General features: G+C 38.8%; 26 protein-coding genes. 14 read left to right on the plus strand and 12 right to left on the minus strand.

All coding sequences use genetic code 11. The features are described from left to right. Positions 1 to 28: 28 nt before the first annotated feature. Genes ACM66U_RS03040 through ACM66U_RS03050 form a run of 3 tightly spaced genes read left to right on the plus strand, consistent with a single transcriptional unit; the run spans position 29 to position 2,915 of the window. Entirely contained in the window at positions 29 to 1,375 is a 1,347-nt protein-coding gene (locus ACM66U_RS03040) for a hypothetical protein (RefSeq protein WP_418641100.1), read from the plus strand. Then, the gene (locus ACM66U_RS03045) at positions 1,353 to 2,582 is read left to right on the plus strand and encodes a Mur ligase family protein (RefSeq protein ID WP_418641101.1); all 1,230 of its coding nucleotides are present in this window, start codon (positions 1,353 to 1,355) and stop codon (positions 2,580 to 2,582) included. The genes ACM66U_RS03040 and ACM66U_RS03045 overlap by 23 nt, the downstream gene beginning before the upstream one ends. Before the next feature lie 3 nt (positions 2,583 to 2,585). Beyond that, positions 2,586 to 2,915 carry a thioredoxin family protein gene (locus tag ACM66U_RS03050; protein ID WP_151900884.1) on the plus strand — a complete coding sequence of 110 codons (330 nt, stop codon included), beginning with the start codon at positions 2,586 to 2,588 and terminating at the stop codon, positions 2,913 to 2,915. Positions 2,916 to 3,018: 103 nt separating this feature from the next. Here ACM66U_RS03050 and rho read toward each other — a convergent pair whose 3' ends face one another. Together rho and ACM66U_RS03060 are read right to left on the minus strand one after the other, a co-directional pair. Further along, entirely contained in the window at positions 3,019 to 4,371 is a 1,353-nt protein-coding gene (gene rho / locus ACM66U_RS03055) for a transcription termination factor Rho (RefSeq protein ID WP_346389463.1), read from the minus strand. A 123-nt stretch (positions 4,372 to 4,494) separates the two neighbouring features. Continuing rightward, complete coding sequence (locus ACM66U_RS03060) at positions 4,495 to 5,019, minus strand: hypothetical protein (protein ID WP_418641102.1); 525 nt, start codon at positions 5,017 to 5,019, stop codon at positions 4,495 to 4,497. Between the two features lie 90 nt (positions 5,020 to 5,109). On the opposite strand from ACM66U_RS03060, the gene surE reads away from it, so the two are divergent. From surE to ACM66U_RS03080, 4 genes are read left to right on the plus strand one after another with little or no spacing between them, the layout of a single operon-like run. Continuing rightward, entirely contained in the window at positions 5,110 to 5,895 is a 786-nt protein-coding gene (surE, locus tag ACM66U_RS03065; protein WP_418641103.1) for a 5'/3'-nucleotidase SurE, read from the plus strand. Beyond that, a complete protein-coding gene (locus ACM66U_RS03070) occupies positions 5,895 to 6,539 on the plus strand; it encodes a ThiF family adenylyltransferase (protein ID WP_418641104.1) in 645 nt (214 codons plus the stop codon). The genes surE and ACM66U_RS03070 overlap by 1 nt, the downstream gene beginning before the upstream one ends. Before the next feature lie 3 nt (positions 6,540 to 6,542). Further along, the gene (locus ACM66U_RS03075) at positions 6,543 to 6,926 is read left to right on the plus strand and encodes a hypothetical protein (protein ID WP_151900879.1); all 384 of its coding nucleotides are present in this window, start codon (positions 6,543 to 6,545) and stop codon (positions 6,924 to 6,926) included. After that, complete coding sequence (locus tag ACM66U_RS03080) at positions 6,910 to 7,152, plus strand: thiamine biosynthesis protein ThiF (protein ID WP_346389467.1); 243 nt, start codon at positions 6,910 to 6,912, stop codon at positions 7,150 to 7,152. The genes ACM66U_RS03075 and ACM66U_RS03080 overlap by 17 nt, the downstream gene beginning before the upstream one ends. Here ACM66U_RS03080 and ACM66U_RS03085 read toward each other — a convergent pair. Genes ACM66U_RS03085 through ACM66U_RS03105 form a run of 5 tightly spaced genes read right to left on the minus strand, consistent with a single transcriptional unit; the run spans position 7,144 to position 9,654 of the window. Then, positions 7,144 to 7,542, minus strand: coding sequence for a DUF1566 domain-containing protein (locus ACM66U_RS03085; RefSeq protein WP_418641105.1), 399 nt, complete (start codon positions 7,540 to 7,542; stop codon positions 7,144 to 7,146). The genes ACM66U_RS03080 and ACM66U_RS03085 overlap by 9 nt on opposite strands. Before the next feature lie 12 nt (positions 7,543 to 7,554). After that, positions 7,555 to 8,001 carry a DsrE family protein gene (locus ACM66U_RS03090; protein WP_418641106.1) on the minus strand — a complete coding sequence of 149 codons (447 nt, stop codon included), beginning with the start codon at positions 7,999 to 8,001 and terminating at the stop codon, positions 7,555 to 7,557. A 4-nt stretch (positions 8,002 to 8,005) separates the two neighbouring features. Next, positions 8,006 to 8,533, minus strand: coding sequence for a carboxymuconolactone decarboxylase family protein (locus ACM66U_RS03095; protein WP_418641107.1), 528 nt, complete (start codon positions 8,531 to 8,533; stop codon positions 8,006 to 8,008). 16 nt (positions 8,534 to 8,549) lie between these two features. Further along, complete coding sequence (locus ACM66U_RS03100) at positions 8,550 to 9,146, minus strand: YeeE/YedE thiosulfate transporter family protein (protein ID WP_418641108.1); 597 nt, start codon at positions 9,144 to 9,146, stop codon at positions 8,550 to 8,552. Further along, on the minus strand, positions 9,136 to 9,654 hold the full coding sequence (locus ACM66U_RS03105) for a YeeE/YedE thiosulfate transporter family protein (RefSeq protein ID WP_418641109.1): 519 nt from the start codon (positions 9,652 to 9,654) through the stop codon (positions 9,136 to 9,138). The genes ACM66U_RS03100 and ACM66U_RS03105 overlap by 11 nt, the downstream gene beginning before the upstream one ends. A gap of 93 nt (positions 9,655 to 9,747) precedes the next feature. On the opposite strand from ACM66U_RS03105, the gene ACM66U_RS03110 reads away from it, so the two are divergent. After that, a complete protein-coding gene (locus ACM66U_RS03110; RefSeq protein WP_418641110.1) occupies positions 9,748 to 10,428 on the plus strand; it encodes a MerR family transcriptional regulator in 681 nt (226 codons plus the stop codon). Here the strand turns inward: ACM66U_RS03110 and ACM66U_RS03115 are convergent. The 5 genes from ACM66U_RS03115 to ACM66U_RS03135 all read right to left on the minus strand — a co-directional run bounded on the left by ACM66U_RS03115 (position 10,403) and on the right by ACM66U_RS03135 (position 15,302). Further along, positions 10,403 to 11,587 carry a sensor histidine kinase gene (locus tag ACM66U_RS03115; protein WP_418641111.1) on the minus strand — a complete coding sequence of 395 codons (1,185 nt, stop codon included), beginning with the start codon at positions 11,585 to 11,587 and terminating at the stop codon, positions 10,403 to 10,405. The genes ACM66U_RS03110 and ACM66U_RS03115 overlap by 26 nt on opposite strands. Then, the gene (locus ACM66U_RS03120) at positions 11,574 to 12,236 is read right to left on the minus strand and encodes a response regulator transcription factor (protein WP_418641112.1); all 663 of its coding nucleotides are present in this window, start codon (positions 12,234 to 12,236) and stop codon (positions 11,574 to 11,576) included. The genes ACM66U_RS03115 and ACM66U_RS03120 overlap by 14 nt, the downstream gene beginning before the upstream one ends. Beyond that, the gene (locus ACM66U_RS03125; RefSeq protein WP_418641113.1) at positions 12,233 to 13,285 is read right to left on the minus strand and encodes a cache domain-containing protein; all 1,053 of its coding nucleotides are present in this window, start codon (positions 13,283 to 13,285) and stop codon (positions 12,233 to 12,235) included. Before ACM66U_RS03125 ends, ACM66U_RS03120 begins: the two co-directional genes overlap by 4 nt. Before the next feature lie 108 nt (positions 13,286 to 13,393). Then, positions 13,394 to 13,906 (minus strand): hypothetical protein, encoded by a 513-nt coding sequence (locus tag ACM66U_RS03130; RefSeq protein WP_418641114.1) that lies wholly within the window; start codon positions 13,904 to 13,906, stop codon positions 13,394 to 13,396. Positions 13,907 to 13,916: 10 nt separating this feature from the next. Next, a complete protein-coding gene (locus ACM66U_RS03135) occupies positions 13,917 to 15,302 on the minus strand; it encodes a hypothetical protein (protein WP_151900867.1) in 1,386 nt (461 codons plus the stop codon). 144 nt (positions 15,303 to 15,446) lie between these two features. Between ACM66U_RS03135 and ACM66U_RS03140 the strand changes: the two genes are divergently transcribed. From ACM66U_RS03140 to ACM66U_RS03165, 6 genes are read left to right on the plus strand one after another with little or no spacing between them, the layout of a single operon-like run. Further along, positions 15,447 to 15,848, plus strand: coding sequence for a PAS domain-containing protein (locus tag ACM66U_RS03140; RefSeq protein WP_151900866.1), 402 nt, complete (start codon positions 15,447 to 15,449; stop codon positions 15,846 to 15,848). After that, positions 15,841 to 18,684 carry a nitrate- and nitrite sensing domain-containing protein gene (locus tag ACM66U_RS03145; protein ID WP_418641115.1) on the plus strand — a complete coding sequence of 948 codons (2,844 nt, stop codon included), beginning with the start codon at positions 15,841 to 15,843 and terminating at the stop codon, positions 18,682 to 18,684. The genes ACM66U_RS03140 and ACM66U_RS03145 overlap by 8 nt, the downstream gene beginning before the upstream one ends. A 50-nt stretch (positions 18,685 to 18,734) precedes the next feature. Next, positions 18,735 to 19,238, plus strand: coding sequence for a transcription elongation factor GreA (gene greA, locus ACM66U_RS03150; RefSeq protein ID WP_151900864.1), 504 nt, complete (start codon positions 18,735 to 18,737; stop codon positions 19,236 to 19,238). Then, positions 19,238 to 20,251 carry an N-acetyl-gamma-glutamyl-phosphate reductase gene (argC, locus tag ACM66U_RS03155; protein ID WP_418641116.1) on the plus strand — a complete coding sequence of 338 codons (1,014 nt, stop codon included), beginning with the start codon at positions 19,238 to 19,240 and terminating at the stop codon, positions 20,249 to 20,251. The genes greA and argC overlap by 1 nt, the downstream gene beginning before the upstream one ends. After that, positions 20,241 to 20,981: a UDP-2,3-diacylglucosamine diphosphatase gene (locus tag ACM66U_RS03160; RefSeq protein WP_151900862.1), complete on the plus strand. Its 741-nt coding sequence runs from the start codon at positions 20,241 to 20,243 to the stop codon at positions 20,979 to 20,981. The genes argC and ACM66U_RS03160 overlap by 11 nt, the downstream gene beginning before the upstream one ends. A 3-nt stretch (positions 20,982 to 20,984) precedes the next feature. After that, positions 20,985 to 21,926 (plus strand): chemotaxis protein CheV, encoded by a 942-nt coding sequence (locus ACM66U_RS03165; RefSeq protein WP_418641117.1) that lies wholly within the window; start codon positions 20,985 to 20,987, stop codon positions 21,924 to 21,926. The last annotated feature ends 3 nt before the right edge of the window (positions 21,927 to 21,929 follow it).

Consider the following 21,929-nt stretch of genomic DNA (forward strand, 5'->3'; position numbering starts at 1 on the left):
AATCTTTTAAAAATATCAAATGGTTCTCATGAAAAAATTTAAAGAGTTGCGTAAAAAAGCAAATAAATTTATATACAAAAGCTATGAAATTCAAGAAGATGAAGATAAAATAGCTCTGCACTTTCACTATCAACTTGATGAAGAAGGAAAAACTACTGACTTTCTTCATCGTCTCAGCATTACAAAAAATGAAAAAATATCTACAGATTTTTCTATGCACAATATTGTTTTTCATATCGGCCTTGCAGAAGCCATCAGTTACTACAAAATCGCTCTGCCGCAAGAGTTTGTCATAGAGTGCGGAACAATAAACGAAATGCAGAAAAAATGGTTTGAAAAGCTTTATTTTAATGGGCTGGGGGAGTATATTTATCTCAATGGCATCGAGGTAAAGCAAGAAGATCTTGTTCGCTTTACATGTAAAGGCAAGACATTTGACAAAACAGCTTTATGCACACAGCAAAACATCATCATACCGATTGGCGGAGGAAAAGACTCTCTTGTAAGTTATGAGCTTTTAAAAAAGGAGTTTCCTGATGCATTGATGTTTTCTATGAACCCTATTGTTGCTTCACAAGAGATACTGAAGCAGCATCCAAAACATGCGATAGAACTAAAAAGAGAGCTTGACCTGGAGAAAATTCTGGATTTTAATGCGCGTGGCTACTTAAACGGACATATCCCTTTTTCCTCCATTGTCGGCTTTATCTCCATCTGGCTTGGTCTGCTGTACAAAACGAAGTACATCGTCCTTTCAAACGAATCAAGTGCCAATGAAGAAAACATCATCTATAACGGACAGAAAATCAACCATCAGTACTCAAAATCTATAGAGTTTGAAAATGATTTTCGGGAGTATGTTTTTAGTTTTATAACGGAGGATGTAGAGTATTTCAGTTTTTTGCGTCCTTTGGACGAGATACACATTGCCAAGCTTTTTGCCAGCTTTGCAAAAGAACACTTTTTTACGTTTCGCAGCTGTAATGTCGGGAGTAAACGCAATGAATGGTGTGGCAAATGCCCAAAATGCCTATTTACCTATATCATGCTGTGCAATTATATAGAGGACGCTGCACTGCAAAAAATATTTGGCAAAGATATGCTTGACGATTTGGCACTGCAAGAACTTTTTGACGGACTTTCCCAAAGTGATGCCGTCAAACCTTTTGAGTGTGTGGGGACCTATGATGAGGTCAATTACGCATTAAGCAAAAAATATTATTCGTATTCTCAACAAGAATTGCCGTCCCTGTTGAAAACCTACAAACCAAAAAATATGGAATATCCTTTACATGTAAACTATGACGGGCAAAACAATCTGCCACAAAAATTCAAAAAGAACCTCAAAAGCCATGTTGAAAAACTTAGTTTCTGATTTAAAACAGTATAAAAGTATCGGGATTTTCGGTTTTGGTGTAGAAGGGAAATCTTTTTATAATTTTGCACAAAAATATTTACCAGGTACTGAGCTTGTTATCATAGATAAAAATCATCCTTCTTGTGATGACAATTATTTGGACAAGCTCCATGAAGCAGAACTGATTATCAAATCACCCGGCATCTCTTTGTATAATTTGGACATTGATTATCACTCTTTTCATTTTTCTTCTACAACAGCACTGTTACTCAAGCATTTTAAGCATCAGATTATCGGAGTAACGGGAACAAAAGGCAAAAGTACCCTTGTAACACTTATAGACAGTTTGTTGAAAAATGCAGAAAAAAAGAGTATTTTATGTGGCAATATCGGTATACCCGCTTTTGATATGCTCGAAGAGATCAGTGCTGAGACAAAAATAGTGATGGAACTCTCCTCTCATCAGCTCTTACATGTAACGCACTCCCCTCATATTGCGATTTTGACCAATCTGTTTGAAGAACATTTGGATTATTACAAAGATGTACATCAATACTATGAAGCCAAGTTCAATATATACAGGTATCAGAGCAAAAAGGATGTTTTTATCTATAATCTGGCGCAAAAATTGGACTGCGGATATAATGTATATGAAAATGAACTCAAATACAGTGTGGATTTCAGTCTGCAAAACGGGTTTATTCATCAATCTACTTTGCAGATACTTGAAAAACTCAAAGAAATTTTGGCACTCGGTGATGAGGCATATATGCAAACACTTAACACTTTTCAAACGCTTCCTCACAGGCTGGAATTTGTCAAAGAAGTCAAGGGTGTGTCTTATATAAATGACTCAATAGCAACAATCCCTCAGGCTACCATAGAGGCTGTGAAAATTTTAAAAAATGTTGATACGCTTATAATCGGGGGGAATGACAGAGGTGTGCATTATGAAGTGCTGATAGATTTTTTGCTTGCAAGTGATGTCGCAAACATCATACTTTTTTCGGATACAGGGAAAAAAATTTATGATGCTTTACATGTAAAAGCGAAACAAAAAAATCTGTTTTTGCAAAAAAACTTGCAAGAGAGTGTCAAAAAAGCCTATAATATAGCAAGAAAAACCGTGTTGTTCTCTCCTGCTGCTTCGAGTTTTAACGAATATAAAAACTTTGCAGAGCGTGGGGATGAGTTTAAAAGAGCAGTTAAGCAATTAAAAGGATAGACAATGGCGTTTATAGATGTGGATGAAGATAATTTTGATGTTGTTTTGGCAAGAGAATTTGAAAAAGAAAAATTTGTCGTTTTAAAGTTTGGTTCTTACTACTGTGATGCATGCCAGATTATGGACATGGAGCTTGAGGAGTTGTGTGACAGGCTTGCGAATGTCTCTGTTTTGAGCATTGACAGCGGAAAGTCGGAGTATCTGACACAGCGGTATTTTGTTGAAGAAGTGCCGACTACTTTGATATTTAAAGAGGCAGAGAAACAGCTTTTTTACAGAACAGGGATTACTCTTGCCGATGATATGATAGATGTGATTTTGAAAGAGTGTTAAGGACTTAATCTCAATTTCGGAACCGGTACTTCAGTGCCGGCTGTTGTAATACTCTTGCCACTCTTAGCCCGCACTGAAGTACGGGTTCCTAAAAACATGAACACTAGCTGTTTGTGTTCATACTTTCAAGAAACTCTTCATTCGTAGATTTTTTGCCCATAGTGTTGTAGATAAATTTGAGTGCTTCGACTTCGTTATCCTGTTTATGCAGCATCTGACGAAGAATAAATACCTTCTGCAATACTTCTGGACCGATAAGGAGTTCATCTTTACGTGTTCCTGATTTGAGAATGTCAATAGCAGGGTAGATGCGTCTGTCTGCAATTTTTCTGTCAAGGACGACTTCCATATTTCCTGTTCCTTTGAACTCTTCAAAGATAACTTCATCCATTCGGCTTCCCGTATCAACCAAAGCTGTGGCAATAATAGTCAAACTGCCGCCGTTTTCAATGTTTCTCGCCGCTCCGAAGAAACGTTTTGGCTTATGCAGGGCATTTGCATCCACACCGCCTGAGAGCACTTTTCCGCTTGAAGGGGTAACTGTGTTGTAGGCACGTGCAAGACGAGTGATAGAATCCAGGAGAATAACGACATCACGACCAAGCTCTACTCTACGTTTTGCTTTTTCTATGACCATCTCGGCAACTTTTACATGGTTTTTTGCAGGCATATCAAAGGTAGAACTGTAGACTTCTCCTTTGACGCTTCTCTCCATGTCTGTTACCTCTTCTGGGCGTTCGTCCACAAGAAGTACCATCAAATCAACTTCAGCATGATTTGTCGTAATACCGTGTGCGATCTCTTTTAAAAGCTCTGTTTTCCCGCTTCTTGGAGGCGCAACTATCAAACCGCGCTGTCCCTTTCCGATAGGACAAAAAAGATCCATCATACGGCCTGTCAAGCCTTTTTCACGGTATTCGAGTTTGAGCTGTTCTGTCGGATAAAGTGGTGTGAGGTTTTCAAAAAGAGGTCTTTTCTTACTCTCCTCCGGAGGAAGGGAGTTGACTGCTTCTATCTTTATAAGCGCGTAGTAGCGTTCCTGATCTTTTGGGGGACGAACCTGACCCGTTACAACATCTCCGTTTCGCAGAGCAAAGCGTTTGATTTGTGTGTTTGATACATAGGCATCATTGATACTTTCATTAAAACTCTGATCGATTGAACGGATAAAACCGTAACCGTCTTGCATAATTTCCAAAATACCGCTGAAAAGAATATAGCCGCCCTGTGCAGTCTGTGCTTTGAGTATTTCAAAGATTACATCCTGGCGTTTGAGTTCATTTGGCTGTTCAACACCAAGCTGTGTCGCTATATCAACAAGCTCTTGAATGCTTTTTGTACGAAGTTCTTCGACACTTGAGCCTTTTACAGGAGTGTGTGTTCTGGATTTTGAATTGTTTTTATGATTGTTTTTAGTGTTTTTACGCGATTGTGTGGAAGATTCATTTTCACTCATATGTATGACTGCCTTAATTGATTAGGATTGAAATTGTAGGAAAGATTCAAAGATACCTTGTGTATCTGTCTTGTTGCTGGAATTTTACAATAACTCTGACGCTATTGTCAAGTTTTTGCATTTTTAGGCGTAAAGTTCTTTGTTAAAGGTATCAAACTCTTTGAGTGTTTTTTCCAGAAGCTTCTGTGTTTCTTTGAAAATGTTGAGAGGTTCCTGTACTTTTTGCAGTGATCTGTCAAACATTTCTACAATATTTGTTTTGATAGTATTGTTGCGTGCCTCACTGTTGTTTTCATTGGGTTGAAACAGTGCGGCTATTTTTTTGGCAAGCTTTGTTACCGGTGATTTTGGGGCATCTTCGCTTAACTCCTGTATAAATTTGTCTATATAAGGCTGAGCCGTTTTCATAAAAGCTTCTATCTCTTTTTGGTCCTGTGCATCAATGCCGTTAGTATCTATGGAGAACTTAAATGAGGACATTGAGGAAAAGCTCATAGATGTTTTGCGTGAACTGCCATCTGTCTCATAGTTTGCAGAGGCAGACTTCTCGTTTGCAAAGTCCATTGTTATGATGTCTCCGCTTGAGGTTTTCATGGTAATGTTCAAATCATGGCGGTAGTAACTGTTTGCTGCATAGGATGTGTTCATTTTTCTTTTCTTCTCTTTTTTACTTTTAATCTATATCGGTAATAATGAAAAATTATCAAATGTAAATGATGTTTTCTATACAATTACATTATGAAGAACAAGTATAAGATTTTAGTAACAAATGATGACGGATATGAGGCGAAAGGACTGCTGTGTCTGGTGGAAGCTTTACGTGAGCTCCCAGATGTGGAGGTGACTGTTGTGGCTCCGGCAAATGAAAAGTCTGCCTGCGGGCACTCTTTGACCCTGACAAGACCTTTGCGTTTTGTAGGCATTGAAGAGAACTTTTTTAAACTCGAAGACGGAACACCCACTGACTGCGTGTACCTCTCTTTGAATGCAATTTTTCAGGGAGACAAACCAGACCTTGTTGTCAGCGGGATAAACAGAGGTTCCAACATGGGTGAAGACATTACCTACAGCGGAACCGCTGCAGGTGCTATGGAAGGTGTTTTGCACAATATTCCCTCTGTTGCGATTTCGCAGGTAATGGATTTTGCCAATCCCAAGGGAGATTTTACGCTCGCGCAAAAAACAATCAAAAAGATAGTGACAAAAATACGAAATGAAAAGTTCCCTCTGCCTGAGAGAGAATTTTTAAATATCAACATTCCTCCGGCAGTTGAAGAGGCACAGATGAAGATAACCTATGCAGGGTACAGGGTCTACTCGAATGAAGCCGATGTGCACAGTAATCCACGAGGCGAGAAACACTACTGGCTTGGGCTGCATCCTCTGAATTTTCGAGCAAGAGAAGGTGTCAAAGGTGTGAGCGATTATGAAGCAATACGTGACGGATTTATATCTGTGACTCCGATTATGCTTGATTTGAGTGCGTACAAAAGCATGAAAACATTAGAAGAATGGTTGGACTGATGCAAAAATATGACCGTATAAAACTTGTGTTAAAGGATGATTTTTTTAAACTCGAAGATGCTAAAATATTACTGCTGGGTGTCGGCGGTGTCGGCAGCTTCTGCCTGGACTGTTTATACAGAAGCGGTGTGAAAAATATCACGATTGTAGATTTTGATACCTATGACAAATCAAACCAAAATCGTCAGATGTGGTCGGAACTGCATGAAGGTGAGACAAAGGTGAATGCCTTAAAAGAGCACTATCCGGAGTTACATGTAATCAACAGACGCATAGACGAAGCGTGGGTGCAGGAGTTTGATTTTGAACCATATGACCTGGTACTTGATGCGATAGATGACAGAAATGCAAAACTCGCAATCGCACAAAAATGCCATAAAAAACTCATCTCTTCTTTTGGAAGTGCCAAAAGGCTTGATCCGACAAAGGTTCAGGTGGGTGATATCTGGAAAAGTTACGGCGATAAATTCGGTGCAAAAATTCGGTATGAATTGAAAAAACGCGGTTTTAACAAAAAATATAAAGTGATTTTTTCAAGCGAGGAAGCAGTCATAAAAGAAAAAGGCAGCTTTATGGGGGTCACGGCAACTTTCGGTCTGACCATGTGTGCCGAAGCAATCAAAAAGCTAAGAGAGGAAAAATAGGATTTGTTTGATTTTTTAGAGAGCGACTGGTTTAATATAGGGCTTGAGGTTGTTTTTATAATTTTAATCTCTTATGATGTAAAAAAGTATTTTGAGACAAAAAAGAGAGAATATATCATCAATATTGTCCTGACAATAGCTTTTGCAATATGGGCGCTTTATCCGTACTATAACTCCTACATCGGTTGGGAAGAGGAACAGAAAAAAGAGATGCTTTCGCACTGCAGCGGTGACGAAAACTCTACGAAGCTTTGCAAATGTCTGGATGATGCCACTTTCAAAGAGTATACCTATGATGAGTATAAAAATCTGGACAAAAACAGCACGGAGTATAAAGAGTTTGTAAAAGATGCAAAAGAGGAGTGTCTGGATGATTCATGGTTTTGATTTGAGTTCTGATCTTGTTTGTGAGGGGATTGTCGGTGACGGCTGTGGAGGCGGACGTATTTTTTATGTTCAAGATGAAAAACTGAAAACCTTTGACCCCGTGACAAAAAAGTCTATGATACTCCTGGATAATGTGAGAAATGTTCAAAAAATCAGTAAATCTGCCTGTATTATTACAATAGAGTGTTCAGATCAAACCAGAGAGTTTGATCTTTCATCACTGTAGTTTTCTGACACATACCAGTTTGTTTGTATTGCATTTATCCGTTGATGAGATGAAACCGTTTCCTGTATAGACGGTATAAGCATTAAATCCGTCACTGCTTTTGTCTATATCTTTACTCCAGTACAGCGCAGTATCAAGGTACCTGAATTTTGCTTTGAGTTTTTTTGACTCTCCCAGGTGTTGCAGTTCCTTTTTTGTCGGCAGTCGCCAGTCATCTTTTTGCGCTGCATGTAATGCTTTACAGTAACTGTTTGCCAGTTTCCATATACCGTTAAACTTCTGCATATCCTTTGTATCAAGCCATTGTAACTCTTGCGCTGTATCTGTAACGCTGTTTTGTGCCTGTGCACAGGAGAACAAAACAAAAAGCAGTATAAAAATTTTTTGCATTGCCAAACCTTTTTATTTGAAACTCATGAGCGCATACCCGTCATTTTGGTATCTGATGGTATCTAAGAAACTGTTTTTTGAAATCTTTACAAAAGGCAGAACATCTTCTTTTTCAATAGCATTATGTGCCAGAGACATAGCGCAGGCAGTGATGGTGACATTTTTTCTTTTTGCAAGTTTCTTGAGGTATTGCTGGGATTGTTTTATATCTTGGACATCTTCATCCGGTACTGTCATGTCGTAATCTTTTGCCACCATTGCAACGCAGGAGCCGTGAAGTGTCAGTGCTACTTTTGCAGTATCTCCCTGTTCTTCAATCATATCTATAGTTTTTCCGACAAGCCACATACGGCTTTTTATATAAGATGCATCAGCCGAACTGCAGTCAAAGACAACTTTATACTCTCTGGCATTGACAAGTACACTAAAAAGGCTGAGAAGTAAAAAAACATTTTTCATATTCTTACTCTAAGCCAAAAACATTTGAAAGTGTGTTAATGTAGTTAAAGTAACCGGTAATAGCAACTGCTTCGACTATTTGGACATCACTCCAGCCGAGTTTTTTCAAGTTGTCTATCTCTTCTTTTGTAACTTTGTAGTTGTCTTTTTTGGATGCGCGTATACAGAAGTTTAAAAGTGCTTTTTCTGCTTCATCAGCATCCAAATCATCGACACCCTGTAAAACTTCTTCGATTCTCTCCTCACTCATACCTAACATTTTTGCGATACTTTTATGGACATCTACACACATTTTACAGCCATTTTCCAAAGATATAAGCAAAGCGATAGACTCTTTTATATCGTATGAGAGTGTTGTTTCATCCAAAAGGTATTTTTGTATCATTGTGTCTGTTGCAAAGTAAACTTTTTCATCAAGAGCCAAGAGTTTGAATATCTCTCCGAGTTTTCCTGTTTTTTCTAAAATAGGTCTTGCTTTGTCCTGAATTGCAGGGCTCATTTCTTCAAATTCCGGTAGTTGTATATATGCCATATTTTTTCCTTTGTATCTAATTTTTTTTGAAATCTGCAGGGTCTTTATATTCTATTGTCGGCAGCAGATATGCAGTAATCAGTAAAATAGTACTAAAAATTACTACAACAAGTAAAGCGTGATCTTCAAAATAATGAAATATTTGCATTTTTCCCAAATCCGGACCCATGAAGTTTTTTATCTGAGGGTAAAAAAGCGTAAAAACCGCTCCACCGACCATTCCTCCCAAAACGCCGACAAGGGCATCTATTCGGCCCTCAGATACCGAAACAAAAAAAGCAGAGGGACATTTTCCTAAAATAACCAAGCCGATACCAAAAAGTATTGCCCCCGTGATAAGTCCTGCAAGTAAAACAGGTTTTACAGAATAAGAAGCATAACCAGTCTGTACCAAAATATAAAATCCCAGGCTTGAAAGTGCAACGGTTGTCATCGCCATACGAGGAACAAGGGTATCTTCAAAAAGCATAAAACCAGCCATTTTTTCAAATTTATCCAATCTTGAGTATAAAATAACGGCACCAAAAACAAAGCCTGTAAACAGTACCGTCCAAACAGAACCATGTCCTTGCCTTGCCACTATATCAAACATATGTACAATTCTATCTGTCATTTTTGCAAACCTTTTTTTTGTAAAAAAATCTTCCTGTTATCACACCTGTTCCCAGCGCAAAAACGGCAAAGATTATACCACTGAGTGCCAATTGACTGCCACCGGACAAAATATGCCCGGCATTGCATCCGCCTGCTAGTCTGGCACCAAATACAAGCAGAAATCCGGCAATAAAACTCCAAAGCATACGAGATTTGACTGATCTGTTTTTTCTCTCTTTCCAGAGTGTGGGGATAAGACTCAAATGAAAAGACTTTGTTACAAAAATTGACATAAAAAGTCCGCCAAAGAACAGACCGATCAGCATGACACCTTCCCATGCTCCGGATTGTTCTATCTCTGCTGTATAAGCATAACTGCCTGCATCAAGTCCAAATAAAACAGTTGCAAGGTACGCCATTCCGGTTGAAGCACCGATAGGACGATTCGCTCCAAAAGTTGAAAAACTAAAATAAAAAAGTAAACTCATTGCAATTCCGCCAACCCACCAAGGTATCTGTCTAGGCATATAAACTCCATTTGAAATAAATAGTGTAAAGCTACACTTTACAATTTGAATTATATGATATAATTCTTAATCAGTTATTAATTAGGATGAAAAATGGATTATAAAATGTCTGAACTTGTGGCAAAAACAGGTGTTCCAAAATCGACTATACTTTACTATATAAAAGAGGGACTTTTGCCAAATCCTGTAAAAGTAAAGGCAAATGTTCATAAATACAGTGATGAGCATATAGAGCTCATCAAATATATCAAGTATATGAAAGAGGAGATGGGTAGCAGTAACGAACAGGTGAAACTGGTTTTAGAGAAAAAAAACAATTCATTTTCAAGTTCTTACACAATGCTGGCACCGCTCATGAATACTTTAAGCGGTATTGAGATTCACAGCGAGCACTACAGCAAAAAAGAGTTTACAGAGCATTTTGATATTGATGAGGAACTCCTGGAAAGGTTGCTTGCTGATGGTGTTTTAATGCCAATAGGGGAGAATGATTATACTCAAAAAGAAGCTTGTATAGTGAATTTGATAGAGAACTGCAGGGAAGTCGGGGTTGATTATGAGTTGATAAAAGAGTATGTAAAACATGCCCGGGAATTGGCAAAACTGGAACTTAAAATGCAGGAAAAACTATGTGCACTGCGAGATGATAAAAATTTTTCTGCTTTGTGGAAAATAGTATTTGATACACTTTTTAAAACCAAAGAGTATATTTTCAACCGTGCAACATACAAAGAGTTCTACAGAGCAATCAAACAGGAACTGATTGGAACATAGACTTTTTAAAGGTATAGGTAAATATGCTTCCTTTTCCTGGTTCGGATTTTATATCAAGATGTATATCGGCTTCATCTATGATTGATTTGACGATGCTCATACCTATGCCAAACCCGTTTTTATATTCATTTTCCCTGTAGTAGCGTTCGAGAATTTTTTGCGGGTTTTGGATGCCTTTGCCGTAATCCTGAATACTCAAGCATATATTTTCATCCTTGTCAAAAAACAATCTTATCTCTATCCTGCTCTTTGCAAAAGAGAATTTTATGGCATTGGAAAGAGTATTGTCAACGACTCTTTGCAGTTTAGTTGTGCTGAAAAACAGTACAGGTTGTCCTACCTTACATGTAAAGAGAAGTTCTATCTCTTTTAACTGGCAGATAAGTTCAAAATAAGAGACACGCTCCTGTAAAAAGTCATAAAGGTTAATGGGCTCATTTTTGTATTCAACTCTGTTTTGTTTTATGAGATAATCCATGTCATTGTAAATGGTGGCAAGAGAGCGTGTTGCTGATTTTATGCGGTTGAAATATTTGTTTTTGCCGTAAAGCGCATCAAAAAGGTCAACATTTACATTGATGATGCTCAAAGGGGTGTTGATTTCATGCATAGACTCTTTGATAAAATCATCGAGCTTTTCATTGACTCTTCTGAAGGGTTTTGAAAAGCTTTTTAAAAAATAAAAAGAGAGCAGCAAGATGAGCGTAATGATTCCAAAGGCAATGAGGCTGGCTTCAAAAAAAACAGGAGCGAAAGAGATTTCTGTTTTTGTGACCAAATAGTTTGCAAAAAAGTATTTTTTATCCGGGAGTTCTGTGATGAGATACCTATGAGAACCTTTGGAATGGTATCCTGGCATATAGGAGGGGAGGGGTTCGTCTATTTGTGTATAGACCGGAGTAAAATCTTTTTTGTAAAGACCTGAGGCAAAAGAGGCAAATTTTGGAAACTCAAAGATCTCCTGAGGATGGTTTCCAAAGTTGTCCATGGCTTTTATGATGTGCGCCTGGATGGATTTGAGTTCCACTTCTGTTTGCACTTCCTGCAGGTTTATTTTATGATTGATATACAATGACAAAGGCGTCAGGAGTATAAAAGAGACAATCAGTGTATAAATAAGACTGTATTTTTTTACAAACTTTTCTTCATTGACAATCAAGTCGGTATCCTATGCCGTAAATATTCTCAATGACATCCTTTGGCAGCTTTCTTCTTAGGTTGTTTATCTGCACTCTCGCATTGGCAGCTTCAACATTGTTCTCCCAGATCTCTTCATACAGCATTTCAAAAGTGACAATCTGGTTTCTGTGTTTGATGAACAGAGTAAGAATGTCATTTTCTGTTTTGCTCAGTTGAATCTCTCCCGATATACCGATAAGTTTCCGGTTGTTAACATCATACCGGTAGTCACAGGGAAGCTGGAGCATATCACTGTCGGTTTTAAAACAGTTGGATTTTAGGGCATGCTGTACTCTTAACTGTAATTCGATTAAATCAAAAGGCTTTTTAATATAGTCACAACAGCCGTTTGCATATCCCTGCAGCATTGCATCGGCACTTGACATGGAAGTGACAAAAATTGTAGGAATGTTCTTTCCCTCATCTCCGAGTTCTTTTCTTAAAGAAAACCCGTTAAATTCTCCGGGGACATTGACATCCAGAAGGAGCAAGTCATACTCTTTGCAAAAAATGGCATCAAAAGCATCACTGCTGTTCTCAAAACTGTCTACTGTATAGTCTTTTGAGCTGAGAAATTCTTCAATGCTCTCTTTTAAAATTGTCTCATCTTCGAGTAAAAGTATTTTCATTTTATCTTTCCTCTTGAAATTTTTTGAGAGTTGGCATCCAGCAAGAGGGATATTAACTCTTCTTTTGTGTATCTGTTGAGTTTGTTACGTAAATTTTTCTCCAAACAGGCCCTGTCTTTTTGTGTTGTGCATTTTTTCAGTGAAACAAGCTCTTTTGCTGTTAAGTCGGTATAAGGGTCAAAAGCTTTGTCTTTATTGACAATAGTAGAATAAAGATCTTTTCTTGAGTAGCTGAAAAAGCTTTCAAGTTCATTCTCAAAACTGCTGAAAAGTTTGAGTTTTTCTTGTGAAAGTATAAGTATAAAGTAACCTATACGTTCTGCTTTGGAGTTGAGAATGACTTTTGATATGTAGAGATACTCTTCGGTCTGCACAGAACCCAGACTTTCAAGTTTATTCAAGTCCAATCTGCGGAGATTTTGAATGTGATTGATGTTTGCTCCGTTGTTTGCTACTATCATATTTTTAATACGCGGATTGTTTTTTAGCAGTACGGACTGGTTTTGGTATTTGTCATCGAGGAGTGCAATCATATCTATATCGTACTGGGCAAAATATTTTTCAAGGGAAGCAAAACGTTGAATAACCTCAACAAACCCGAGACACTTTTTGTTTTCTACAATAGGAATAGAAGCGATAAGCACAAGCCGTCTTGCCGCTTCATAGGAGAGATGCGGGCTGAGTGTTTTTTTCATCTCTACCAAGTCGGGACGGTAGGCTTTGACATTGACACCCGCATCACTGTTATCCCAGCTGCGTGCAAATATAGTAATGTCTTTTGAAAGAATCTGAATACGGATTTTTGAACCGCTGAATGTTTCAAGTGCCTTCATATGTGTCTGGAGAATTTCATAGGCTTTTTTTGCATCATTGTTTTTAAGCGCGCGCTGGAGTGTTTCATTTTGAGAAAGGGCAAAGGCAAAATTAAAAGCCCGTGCCTTTTCATTTTCTATCTGTTTGTTTAAAATATTGAGTAAAACAGTATGCACTCTGTCAGTAAACTCCTGCTTGTTTTGTGTATAGAAGTAGCCTATAAAAATTACCAGCATTAACAATATTACAGCGAGATATTTCTGATAGAGTTTCATGTTCTTTTTACTTCATACATAAAGAATGTGTATTATTTTTTATAATAATACACAAATCTTGGCGTTAAATTACTTAATTTTGACGTATGCACATCCCTGTCTTTGCAAATTAACGATTTTAATGATGCCCGCAGGTGTTTTTTTCACATAATCCTGCAGTTGCTCATCTTTGACATGTTTTTTCTTCATTGTATTGCCACAGGCAAAAAAGTTGATGTTGTCACCGCCAAGCTGTTTTAAAGATTTAAAACGTGAAACGGTCCCGGCACCTGTCGGACCTCCATGCTCGCAGTAAGGCATTTTAACAAAACCTGTGCCCTTAAAATCTTTCATCATGTATTGAAGACATGGACCAAAAGCGACAACATTTATCTCATACGGAATAAGATTTTTGTCAAAATAGCTGGCTGCGTTATTAATAGTATTGAGCATCAGGTGTATACGTTGAATATCGGGAAAATCACACTGATAGACTATTTTGACTACATCATTTTCTTCTTCTGCGTCACTGTTTTGCGCATAGAGACCTGTTCCGAGCAACATAAGTAATGCCACTGTTGAGAGTTTTTTGAATAATTTCATTGTCAATCCTTTAAAAAGCTGCTGTTATTTGAATAGCAATACGGTTCCCCATATTGTCTAAAACTTTTTGTGCATTTGCATTACCCGGAGCTTTTGCATCCCGTATCATGTAGTTCAGATCGACTCTTGTTGCTCCTTTGAATCTGTATGAGGCACCAAGCGTTAGGGTTTTAAAGTCACGTTCGCCTTTGGTGTCATTGGTCAGACGGTTTAAGTAGTCATATCTGCCAAATACTTCAAACTTTCTCTGAACGATTTCATACTGAAGATTCACATATCCGCCGTCCGCTTTGTTTTCACTGCCTGCAGCGAATTGAAACTGCCAGTTTTCAGTCTGCGGATCAGGATCTGTATCTTTTGCACCGGTATAAATCATCCCAGAGGCTCTCATATATTCCCCTTCGACTCTGATGCCGTCTTTATGGTAGGTAAAGCCTAAACCGTATCGTTTTCGGTCTGCATCAATTTGGGTTGTTGCTGTTCCGTTGTTGGAGAGAAGTTTTCTTTTTCCGCTTTGTCCCCAGACAAACATTTTGAGTGAGTTTGTATAGTATCCTTTGCCGGGATTTGCAAAAATTTTCTCCAGTGCAAGATATCCGTAGTGGGTTGCCTGTGCATTCGAACTGCTCATACTGATACCGTTTCCGTTTCCGTACATGTAAGCATAAGAGATGTTCCATGAATCTACCAGCGGCAAGGTGTCGAAAATCTGTACACCCGTATCTCTAAAAGCGCCGATTGGTCTGTTGATTTCTGTGCTGGTATAGTGAACTGTCTGTGCACCGCCTGCTGCTGCACCTGTCTGTGCTGCTCCTACTTTTGTTACCTGTCGTTCTAAAAGCTGTTGAAATGTCATAGAAGTAAACTCGATGTAAGGAGAAACAAAGACAGCCTGCAAGCCCTCTTCACTTCCCGGATATTTGAACATACCGGCTCTGATTTTCGCCCCTTTTATATGTTTGAGTGTTACAGAAGCATCTGTAAAATAAGTACCGACATTTCTATGTCCGGCAAGATTGTTGACACCGTTGTTTCCAAACTCTGTCATAAAAAAGTAGTTGACAAGGTTGTCATTGTCAGCCATCCCTCTCATCGCCAAACGTGCCCGAAAAAGACTCATACCGGATTGCGATTCCAGGTCAGGGTTTAAAAGAGAAAAAGGTGTTTTGTTTTTACCGTCAGGAGCAATCAAAACTTTTCCCTCGTCTTTTTTGTAATTTGCCTGAATGAATCCCCAGACTTTCGGTTTGTGACTGCGATATGGAACGATTACCCCTTTTGGTGCAAAAAACTCCGGTTGATACCCTTGCAGCTTGAGCCAGTCGGCCGCCTCAATTTGTGAAGCACAGACGAGACCTGCCAGTCCAAGAAGCTTTATTTTTAAAGTTGTTTTCATATTTTCCTCCTATGAAAGATGTCGGCAGTGTAAAACAAGAGTGAAAAGAAAGTGTAAAAAAGAGAATTTTTAGAACCTTTAACTAAAAGCAAAGCTTTCTAAAAGTACTATATCTAACTTTTAAAATATACTTAAGGATTTTGAATGGCTGAAATACATTTGGATACCAAAGCTTTTTTGGTCTCAGAAACAGATACGAAAGGGATTATCCGTTTTGCCAATGATGAGTTTTGTCATTATGCCGGATACAGTGTTGATGAACTTGTTGGCAAACCGCATAATATTGTCCGTCACCCAGATATGCCGCGTGCCGCTTTTAAAGATTTGTGGGATACGATAAAAAGCGGGAAGCGATGGCGGGGCTTTGTAAAAAACAAGGCAAAAAACGGTGACTACTATTGGGTTTTTGCCACGGTTTACCCCTTTACCTCCTGTGACGGGCAACCGGGTTATATCTCCTGCAGAAGAACAGTTTCAGAAATGGAAAAAGAGAAATATGAAAAAATTTATAAAGAGATGAGAGCAAAGGAGCGCCACAATGGTTAATTTTTTAACAAAGATTTCAGTAAGAAACAAGATGCTGCTCAATGTTGCAGTGCCTCTTGCGGTCATTGTCATCATAGCCATAAGTGCAATTTACAGTCATTTGCAAAACAGTCAGCAGTATGAAACATACAGCATCATCGTCGATCTGGATCAAAAAATTTCCAAAGTTGTGCATGAGACACAAAAAGAGCGGGGTGCAACTGCCGGATTTTTGGGTTCAAAAGGGAAAAAGTTTGCACAAAAACTTGTCTCGCAAAAAGAAGAGACTGACAAAAAAATTCAAGAACTGCAAGAGTATCTGCAAAACGGGAATGTCATCAGTCTGTTGGATAAAGATGTCAAAGAATACCTTGAGAAGGCATTACAGGATCTCTCAAGGATAAATACCATTCGTTCTCAGGTGACGGCACAGAGTATGGGAGCAAAGGAGGCGATTGCCTACTATACACAAATGAATGCAAAGTTTTTAAATTTTATAGCAAAAGCTTCTTTGCAGGCAGCGGATGCACAGCTCAGTGCCGAGACCCTGGCGTATTATGATTTTTTACAGTCCAAAGAGAGAGCCGGCATAGAGCGTGCAGTCGGAAGTGCCACTTTCGCAAATGACAAGTTTATCAAAGGGGCAAAAACAAAACTGGCAGGACTGATCTCTGAACAAGAGGCATTTATGAGCAGCTTTGAGACCCTTGCCTCAAAAAAAGATATTGCATACAAGAGAGAGATTCTGCAGGGTAAGGTGATTGAAGAAGTCAAACGGATGGAAACCATTTTGCTGAGTGCCAAAGAGATTGGCGGTTTTGGTGTGGATGCCACCTACTGGTTTGATACGATTACAAAAAAAATAAACAGACTTAAAAAAGTGCAGGAAAAAATAGAAAAAGGATTGAACGGCAGTGACAAAAGAAGCAAAGAACTCTTTCAGCTTGCCATAGACATCGCAAACTTTGTACATGAAACACAAAAAGAGAGAGGTGCTACAGCAGGGTATATAGGCTCAAATGCCAAAAAATTCGTTACCAGACTTCCGGCACAGAGAGCCGCAAGTGATAAAAAACTGGCAAGGCTTAAAGGTGATATCAAAAGTTTTCATTTTCAAAACTATCCGCATGAACTACAAAAACGCGTAAATCAGTTTTTGCAAAAAATTCAAGAATTACAGAGTGTAAGAAAGCGTGTGACATCACTGGATATTGATGTAAAAAGTGCTCTAAATACTTATACTGCCGCAAATACATCTATGCTTGATACGATTGCCTATATGACACATTTGGCAACAGATATAAAAAGCGGAAGAAAGCTCATTGCCTATTACAGTTTTTTAATGGCAAAAGAGAGAGCAGGCATAGAGCGGGCAGTGCTCTCAAATGCTTTTGCCAGAAATAAATTTCTGCCGGGTATGAAAGAGAAATTTGTAAAACTCATAACAGAACAAAAAAGTTTTTTGAGAGTATTTCGCTCTGTAGCCCCTTCCTATCTGGTGGCATATTATACAAAGCAGATGGCTATACAGGCAGTGCAGGAGGTTGAAAAGATGCGAAAAATTGCGCTTGAGGCCAATACCATAGGCGGATTTGGTGTGGATGCTTCTTACTGGTTTGATACCATCACGCAAAAAATCAATCTTTTGAAGAAAGTGGATGACCACCTGAGCCAAAATCTTACCCGGTTGGCACATGAAAAATATGAGAATGAAAAAAATGCGCTCTATCTGTATCTTTTTGTAATGCTTTTTATTATTTTGTTTACAGCAGTGCTTTCGTGGCTAATCAGCAAAAATATCACACACTCCGTTTCAAAAATAAGCAAAGGGATGGAACAGTTTTTGGAGTTTTTAAACAGAAAACACAATGTAATCGAGAAGATTGATTTGTCTGGCAGTGATGAACTCGCCCGTGTTGCAAAAATGGTCAACGAACAGACAGATACAATAAATGAAGGAATAGAGAATGATATGCTCTGTGTCGGAGAGTCAATTCTTACTCTTAATAAGGTACAGCAGGGTTCTTTTAAATGCAGAGTCAATTCCGAGGCAACAAACTCGCAAATCCAGACTTTGGCAAATACAATCAATAAAATGCTCGATACCCAGGAAAAAGTGATGGACGATATACTCGAAGGTCTTGAAAAGTATGCAAACTATAACTACCTGGATAAGATTGTTCTTGATGCAAAAATTACAGGAGAGACAAAAGCGGTTGTAGAGAGAGTCAACAATCTTGGCGATGCCATCACAAAACTTTTGAACGATTCCTATAACAATGCAAATGCACTGCTTGAGCGGGCAGATATGCTTGAGTCAAAAATGCAGGAATTAAACAGTTCTACGGCTTCACAGGCAAAAGAGCTGAGTGTGACAACGCAGGCGGTCAATACTATAGCGCAGACCATAGAAGAGACATCCCAAAAAGCAAATGAAGTTGTCAGCCAGTCACAGGATATTAAAAATGTGATGCAGGTTATCAGTGATATAGCGGATCAGACAAATCTGCTGGCACTTAACGCGGCCATTGAAGCGGCACGTGCGGGTGAGCATGGACGCGGATTTGCCGTAGTGGCTGATGAGGTAAGAAAGCTTGCAGAGGGAACACAAAAATCACTGGCTGAAATCAATACAACAGTGAGTATCCTGACGCAGTCCATTACCGATGTTGAGGCCAATATTGCCGAACAAAGCGAGAGTGCGAATTCTATTAACAAAGCAGTTGATGAGGTAAATGCTATGACAGAGCTTAATGCACAGACTGCGGCTGAAGTCAATGAGGTGGCACGGGATGTCAAAGAGATGTCTCTCAAAGCCTTGAGCGAAATAGAAAAAAATAAATTTAACAAAGTGTAAAGTTTTGATATAATCATACAACTAAAAAAATTTAATAAAGAGAATAGATTATGCAAAACAACATAGAACCGATGACACTTTTTGGCTACGAGAAGTTACAGGCCGAAGTGAAAGACTTAAAAGAGGTAAAACGTCCCGGCGTTGTCAAAGCGATTGAAGAAGCGCTTGAACACGGCGATTTAAAAGAAAATGCAGAGTATCATGCGGCAAAAGAGCAGCAAAAAAGCATAGACAACCGCCTTGCAGAGCTTCAGGAGATTTTAGGAAATGCCCAGATTGTTGATCCTAAAGATCTGCAGCACACCAAGGTGAGCTTTGGCTCAACGGTTGTCATGACAAATATGGACACAGACGAAGAGGTAACCTACACGATAGTTGGCGGCTGTGAGAGCAATCCTGACATAGGGCTCATCTCTTTTAACTCTCCTCTGGCAAAACAGCTTCTTGGCAAAGAAGAGGGTGACGAGGTCAAAGTCCGTCTCCCCGGCGGTGAAAAAGAGTTTGAAATAGACGAGGTGAAATACCAGGATATTGTTTTTGAGTGTAAAGAGTAATGCAAAACAAGAGTAAAATAAATGTAGGCGTGGTCGGGGCAACAGGCTACACAGGGCTGGAACTTGTCAAAATGCTCATAAAACATCCTTTTTTTCATTTGGCATACATCGCAAACTCTGAAGGCGGAACGACCATAAACAAGCTCCATCCTTCTTTAAACGGTGTGTGCGAAGATGAGGTGCAAAAAGCAGATATTGATGCAATGGCGCTTACATGTAAGCTGGTTTTTTTGGCACTGCCGCATAAAACAGCAATGGCTTACGTCAAGCCGTTGTTGGAGAAGGGTGTCAAAGTTGTTGACCTCTCAGCTGACTACAGACTGCCGCAGGATATTTATGAGGCATTTTACTGTCCCCATACAGACCCAAAAAATCTGGAACATGTTGTCTACGGACTCCCTGAACTCAATCGTGAAGCGATAAAGTCTGCAAAACTGGTTGCAAATCCGGGATGTTTTCCGACATCCGCGATATTGGGACTGCTTCCGTTTATGGACAAACGTATTACGGATACACCGATTATAATTGATGCAAAAACAGGAGTGAGCGGAGCAGGCAAAAAGCTCAGTGAAGTGACACATTTTGTGAATGTCAATGACAATCTTTTTGCCTACAATCCTTTGTTGCACAGACATGCTCCCGAAATTGCAGACAAACTGAATGTCTCTTTTGACAAAGTCAGTTTTGTACCGCATCTGGTCCCTGTGACGCGGGGTATGATAAGTTCGATTTATATACAGGTCAGTGATGATTTCGATGCCCTGGATGTTGTAGAAGAATTTTATAAAAATGATGTACATGTAAGGGTAAGTTCTGTGCCGGTGGATATGAAAAATGTTGCCGGAACAAATTTCTGTGACATCTATGCCCAAAGAAAAGGCAATATACTTTTTATATCTTCAAGCATAGACAACCTGATGAGAGGAGCATCTTCTCAGGCTCTTGTCAATGCCAATCTGATGATGGGCATTGATGAGACGACGGCGATACCAGATATAGCCTATGTCCCCTAAACCGGTTATTATCCAAGAGGGTGCGTTTATTGTTTCTGATGCGCACTATTCACACCTGCGTCCGGAACTTTTATATTTTTTACGAGAAATACACAGTAAAAATATGGCAGTACCCCAGCTTATTCTGATGGGAGATATCTTTGATGCTCTGTTTGGGTCTATAGACTTTACATGTAAGCAGAACAAAGAGGTTATAGCGCTTATAAATGATATTTCCAAAGATACGGAAGTTGTCTATCTGGAGGGAAACCATGACTTTAATATAAAAAATGTTTTTCCAAAGGCCAGGGTTTTTTCGATTAAAAACCAGCCGGTAAAAGCATTGTATCAAAAGAAAAAAGTCTATCTTGCACATGGAGACTTTGACGGGGAGAGACTCTATAAACTCTACACATCTTTGATACGAAGCCCTTTTGTTCTTTTTGTTTTAAAGTATATAGATATATTTTCAAAACATGCGATTTTGAAAAATCTTGACAGCTATTTGAGTAAAAAAAATGACTGTCAGAAATTTACGGGTTTTAGAGAGTTTGTACAAAAGCGTTTGGCAGAAAAATATACCTGCGACTATTTTATAGAGGGACATTATCATCAAAATATTTCTTTTGACACAGACGGTTTTTACTATATAAATCTGGGTGCTTTTGCTTGCAATCAAAGATACTTTATTGTAAAATCAGCTCAAGACATAGAGTTGTTGGAAGAAAAAAAATACTCTAGGGAGATATAAAAGATGGATGAAAAGTCTTTAAAAGTTGGTTCCAATGAGATGGAACTTGTTGATTTTCGCATATTCAAACAGGAAAAAGACAAGGTTTATGAAGGTATTTACGGTATCAATGTCTCTAAGGTCAGAGAAATTATACGTTTGCCAAAACTGACAGAGCTGCCAAGTACACCGGAGTTCATAGAGGGAATATTTGATTTGCGTGAAGTGGTCATTCCTGTTGTCAATCTGGCAAAATGGATGGGTGTGACTGAACCCGAAGATGCAAAGAAAAATGCCCGCGTTATTATTACAGAGTTTAACAATGTGCTGATAGGCTTTATAGTTCATGAAGCAAAACGCATCAGAAGAATCAGCTGGAGTGATATAGAACCGGCAACTTTTATGAGCAGTTCCTCAGGACTTGAGAGCAATAAAATAACTGGAGTAACAAAGATAGAGGGTGATAATGTTCTTTTAATCCTGGACCTTGAAAGTGTTGTTCAGGATTTGGGACTGTATGAACCTGAAACAGATTCCGCACCGGAGAAAATAGAAACATTTTCAGGTCTGGCAATGGTGCTTGATGACAGTGCAACGGCTCGTAAAATTGTCAAAGATGCATTGATGAAAATGGGCTTTCATGTTGTAGAAGCGATGGATGGAGAAGAGGGTCTTAATAAACTGAAAGATCTCTATGAAACTTATGGAGATAATTTGGCAGAGAATTTAAAAATAATTATTTCAGATGTTGAAATGCCAAGAATGGACGGTTTTCATTTTGCGGCGAAAGTCAAAGAAGATGAAAGGTTCAGTGATATTCCTATAGTCTTTAACTCATCAATCAGTGATCATTTTAGTGAAACAAGAGGTGAGGAAGCCGGCGGAGAAGCTTATTTGGTTAAGTTTAAGGCAGGTGCATTTTTTGATGAAGTATCACGTATTGTACGTGCACATATGAAGAAATAGGGA

The sequence above is a fragment of the Sulfurimonas sp. ST-27 genome (assembly GCF_048081595.1).
Taxonomy (GTDB): Bacteria; Campylobacterota; Campylobacteria; order Campylobacterales; family Sulfurimonadaceae; genus Sulfurimonas; species Sulfurimonas hydrogeniphila.

Coding starts and splice junctions, on each gene's coding strand:
- ACM66U_RS03160 (WP_151900862.1), top strand. CDS start 20,241: ATGTCCCCTAAACCGGTTATTATCCAAGAGGGTGCGTTTATTGTTTCT.
- ACM66U_RS03090 (WP_418641106.1), bottom strand. CDS start 8,001: ATGAAAAATGTTTTTTTACTTCTCAGCCTTTTTAGTGTACTTGTCAAT.
- ACM66U_RS03110 (WP_418641110.1), top strand. CDS start 9,748: ATGGATTATAAAATGTCTGAACTTGTGGCAAAAACAGGTGTTCCAAAA.
- ACM66U_RS03105 (WP_418641109.1), bottom strand. CDS start 9,654: ATGCCTAGACAGATACCTTGGTGGGTTGGCGGAATTGCAATGAGTTTA.
- ACM66U_RS03095 (WP_418641107.1), bottom strand. CDS start 8,533: ATGGCATATATACAACTACCGGAATTTGAAGAAATGAGCCCTGCAATT.
- ACM66U_RS03080 (WP_346389467.1), top strand. CDS start 6,910: ATGATTCATGGTTTTGATTTGAGTTCTGATCTTGTTTGTGAGGGGATT.
- ACM66U_RS03145 (WP_418641115.1), top strand. CDS start 15,841: ATGGTTAATTTTTTAACAAAGATTTCAGTAAGAAACAAGATGCTGCTC.
- ACM66U_RS03165 (WP_418641117.1), top strand. CDS start 20,985: ATGGATGAAAAGTCTTTAAAAGTTGGTTCCAATGAGATGGAACTTGTT.
- ACM66U_RS03140 (WP_151900866.1), top strand. CDS start 15,447: ATGGCTGAAATACATTTGGATACCAAAGCTTTTTTGGTCTCAGAAACA.
- ACM66U_RS03100 (WP_418641108.1), bottom strand. CDS start 9,146: ATGACAGATAGAATTGTACATATGTTTGATATAGTGGCAAGGCAAGGA.
- ACM66U_RS03045 (WP_418641101.1), top strand. CDS start 1,353: ATGTTGAAAAACTTAGTTTCTGATTTAAAACAGTATAAAAGTATCGGG.
- surE (WP_418641103.1), top strand. CDS start 5,110: ATGAAGAACAAGTATAAGATTTTAGTAACAAATGATGACGGATATGAG.
- rho (WP_346389463.1), bottom strand. CDS start 4,371: ATGAGTGAAAATGAATCTTCCACACAATCGCGTAAAAACACTAAAAAC.
- argC (WP_418641116.1), top strand. CDS start 19,238: ATGCAAAACAAGAGTAAAATAAATGTAGGCGTGGTCGGGGCAACAGGC.
- ACM66U_RS03125 (WP_418641113.1), bottom strand. CDS start 13,285: ATGCTGGTAATTTTTATAGGCTACTTCTATACACAAAACAAGCAGGAG.
- greA (WP_151900864.1), top strand. CDS start 18,735: ATGCAAAACAACATAGAACCGATGACACTTTTTGGCTACGAGAAGTTA.
- ACM66U_RS03050 (WP_151900884.1), top strand. CDS start 2,586: ATGGCGTTTATAGATGTGGATGAAGATAATTTTGATGTTGTTTTGGCA.
- ACM66U_RS03120 (WP_418641112.1), bottom strand. CDS start 12,236: ATGAAAATACTTTTACTCGAAGATGAGACAATTTTAAAAGAGAGCATT.
- ACM66U_RS03085 (WP_418641105.1), bottom strand. CDS start 7,542: ATGCAAAAAATTTTTATACTGCTTTTTGTTTTGTTCTCCTGTGCACAG.
- ACM66U_RS03060 (WP_418641102.1), bottom strand. CDS start 5,019: ATGAACACATCCTATGCAGCAAACAGTTACTACCGCCATGATTTGAAC.
- ACM66U_RS03070 (WP_418641104.1), top strand. CDS start 5,895: ATGCAAAAATATGACCGTATAAAACTTGTGTTAAAGGATGATTTTTTT.
- ACM66U_RS03135 (WP_151900867.1), bottom strand. CDS start 15,302: ATGAAAACAACTTTAAAAATAAAGCTTCTTGGACTGGCAGGTCTCGTC.
- ACM66U_RS03040 (WP_418641100.1), top strand. CDS start 29: ATGAAAAAATTTAAAGAGTTGCGTAAAAAAGCAAATAAATTTATATAC.
- ACM66U_RS03130 (WP_418641114.1), bottom strand. CDS start 13,906: ATGAAATTATTCAAAAAACTCTCAACAGTGGCATTACTTATGTTGCTC.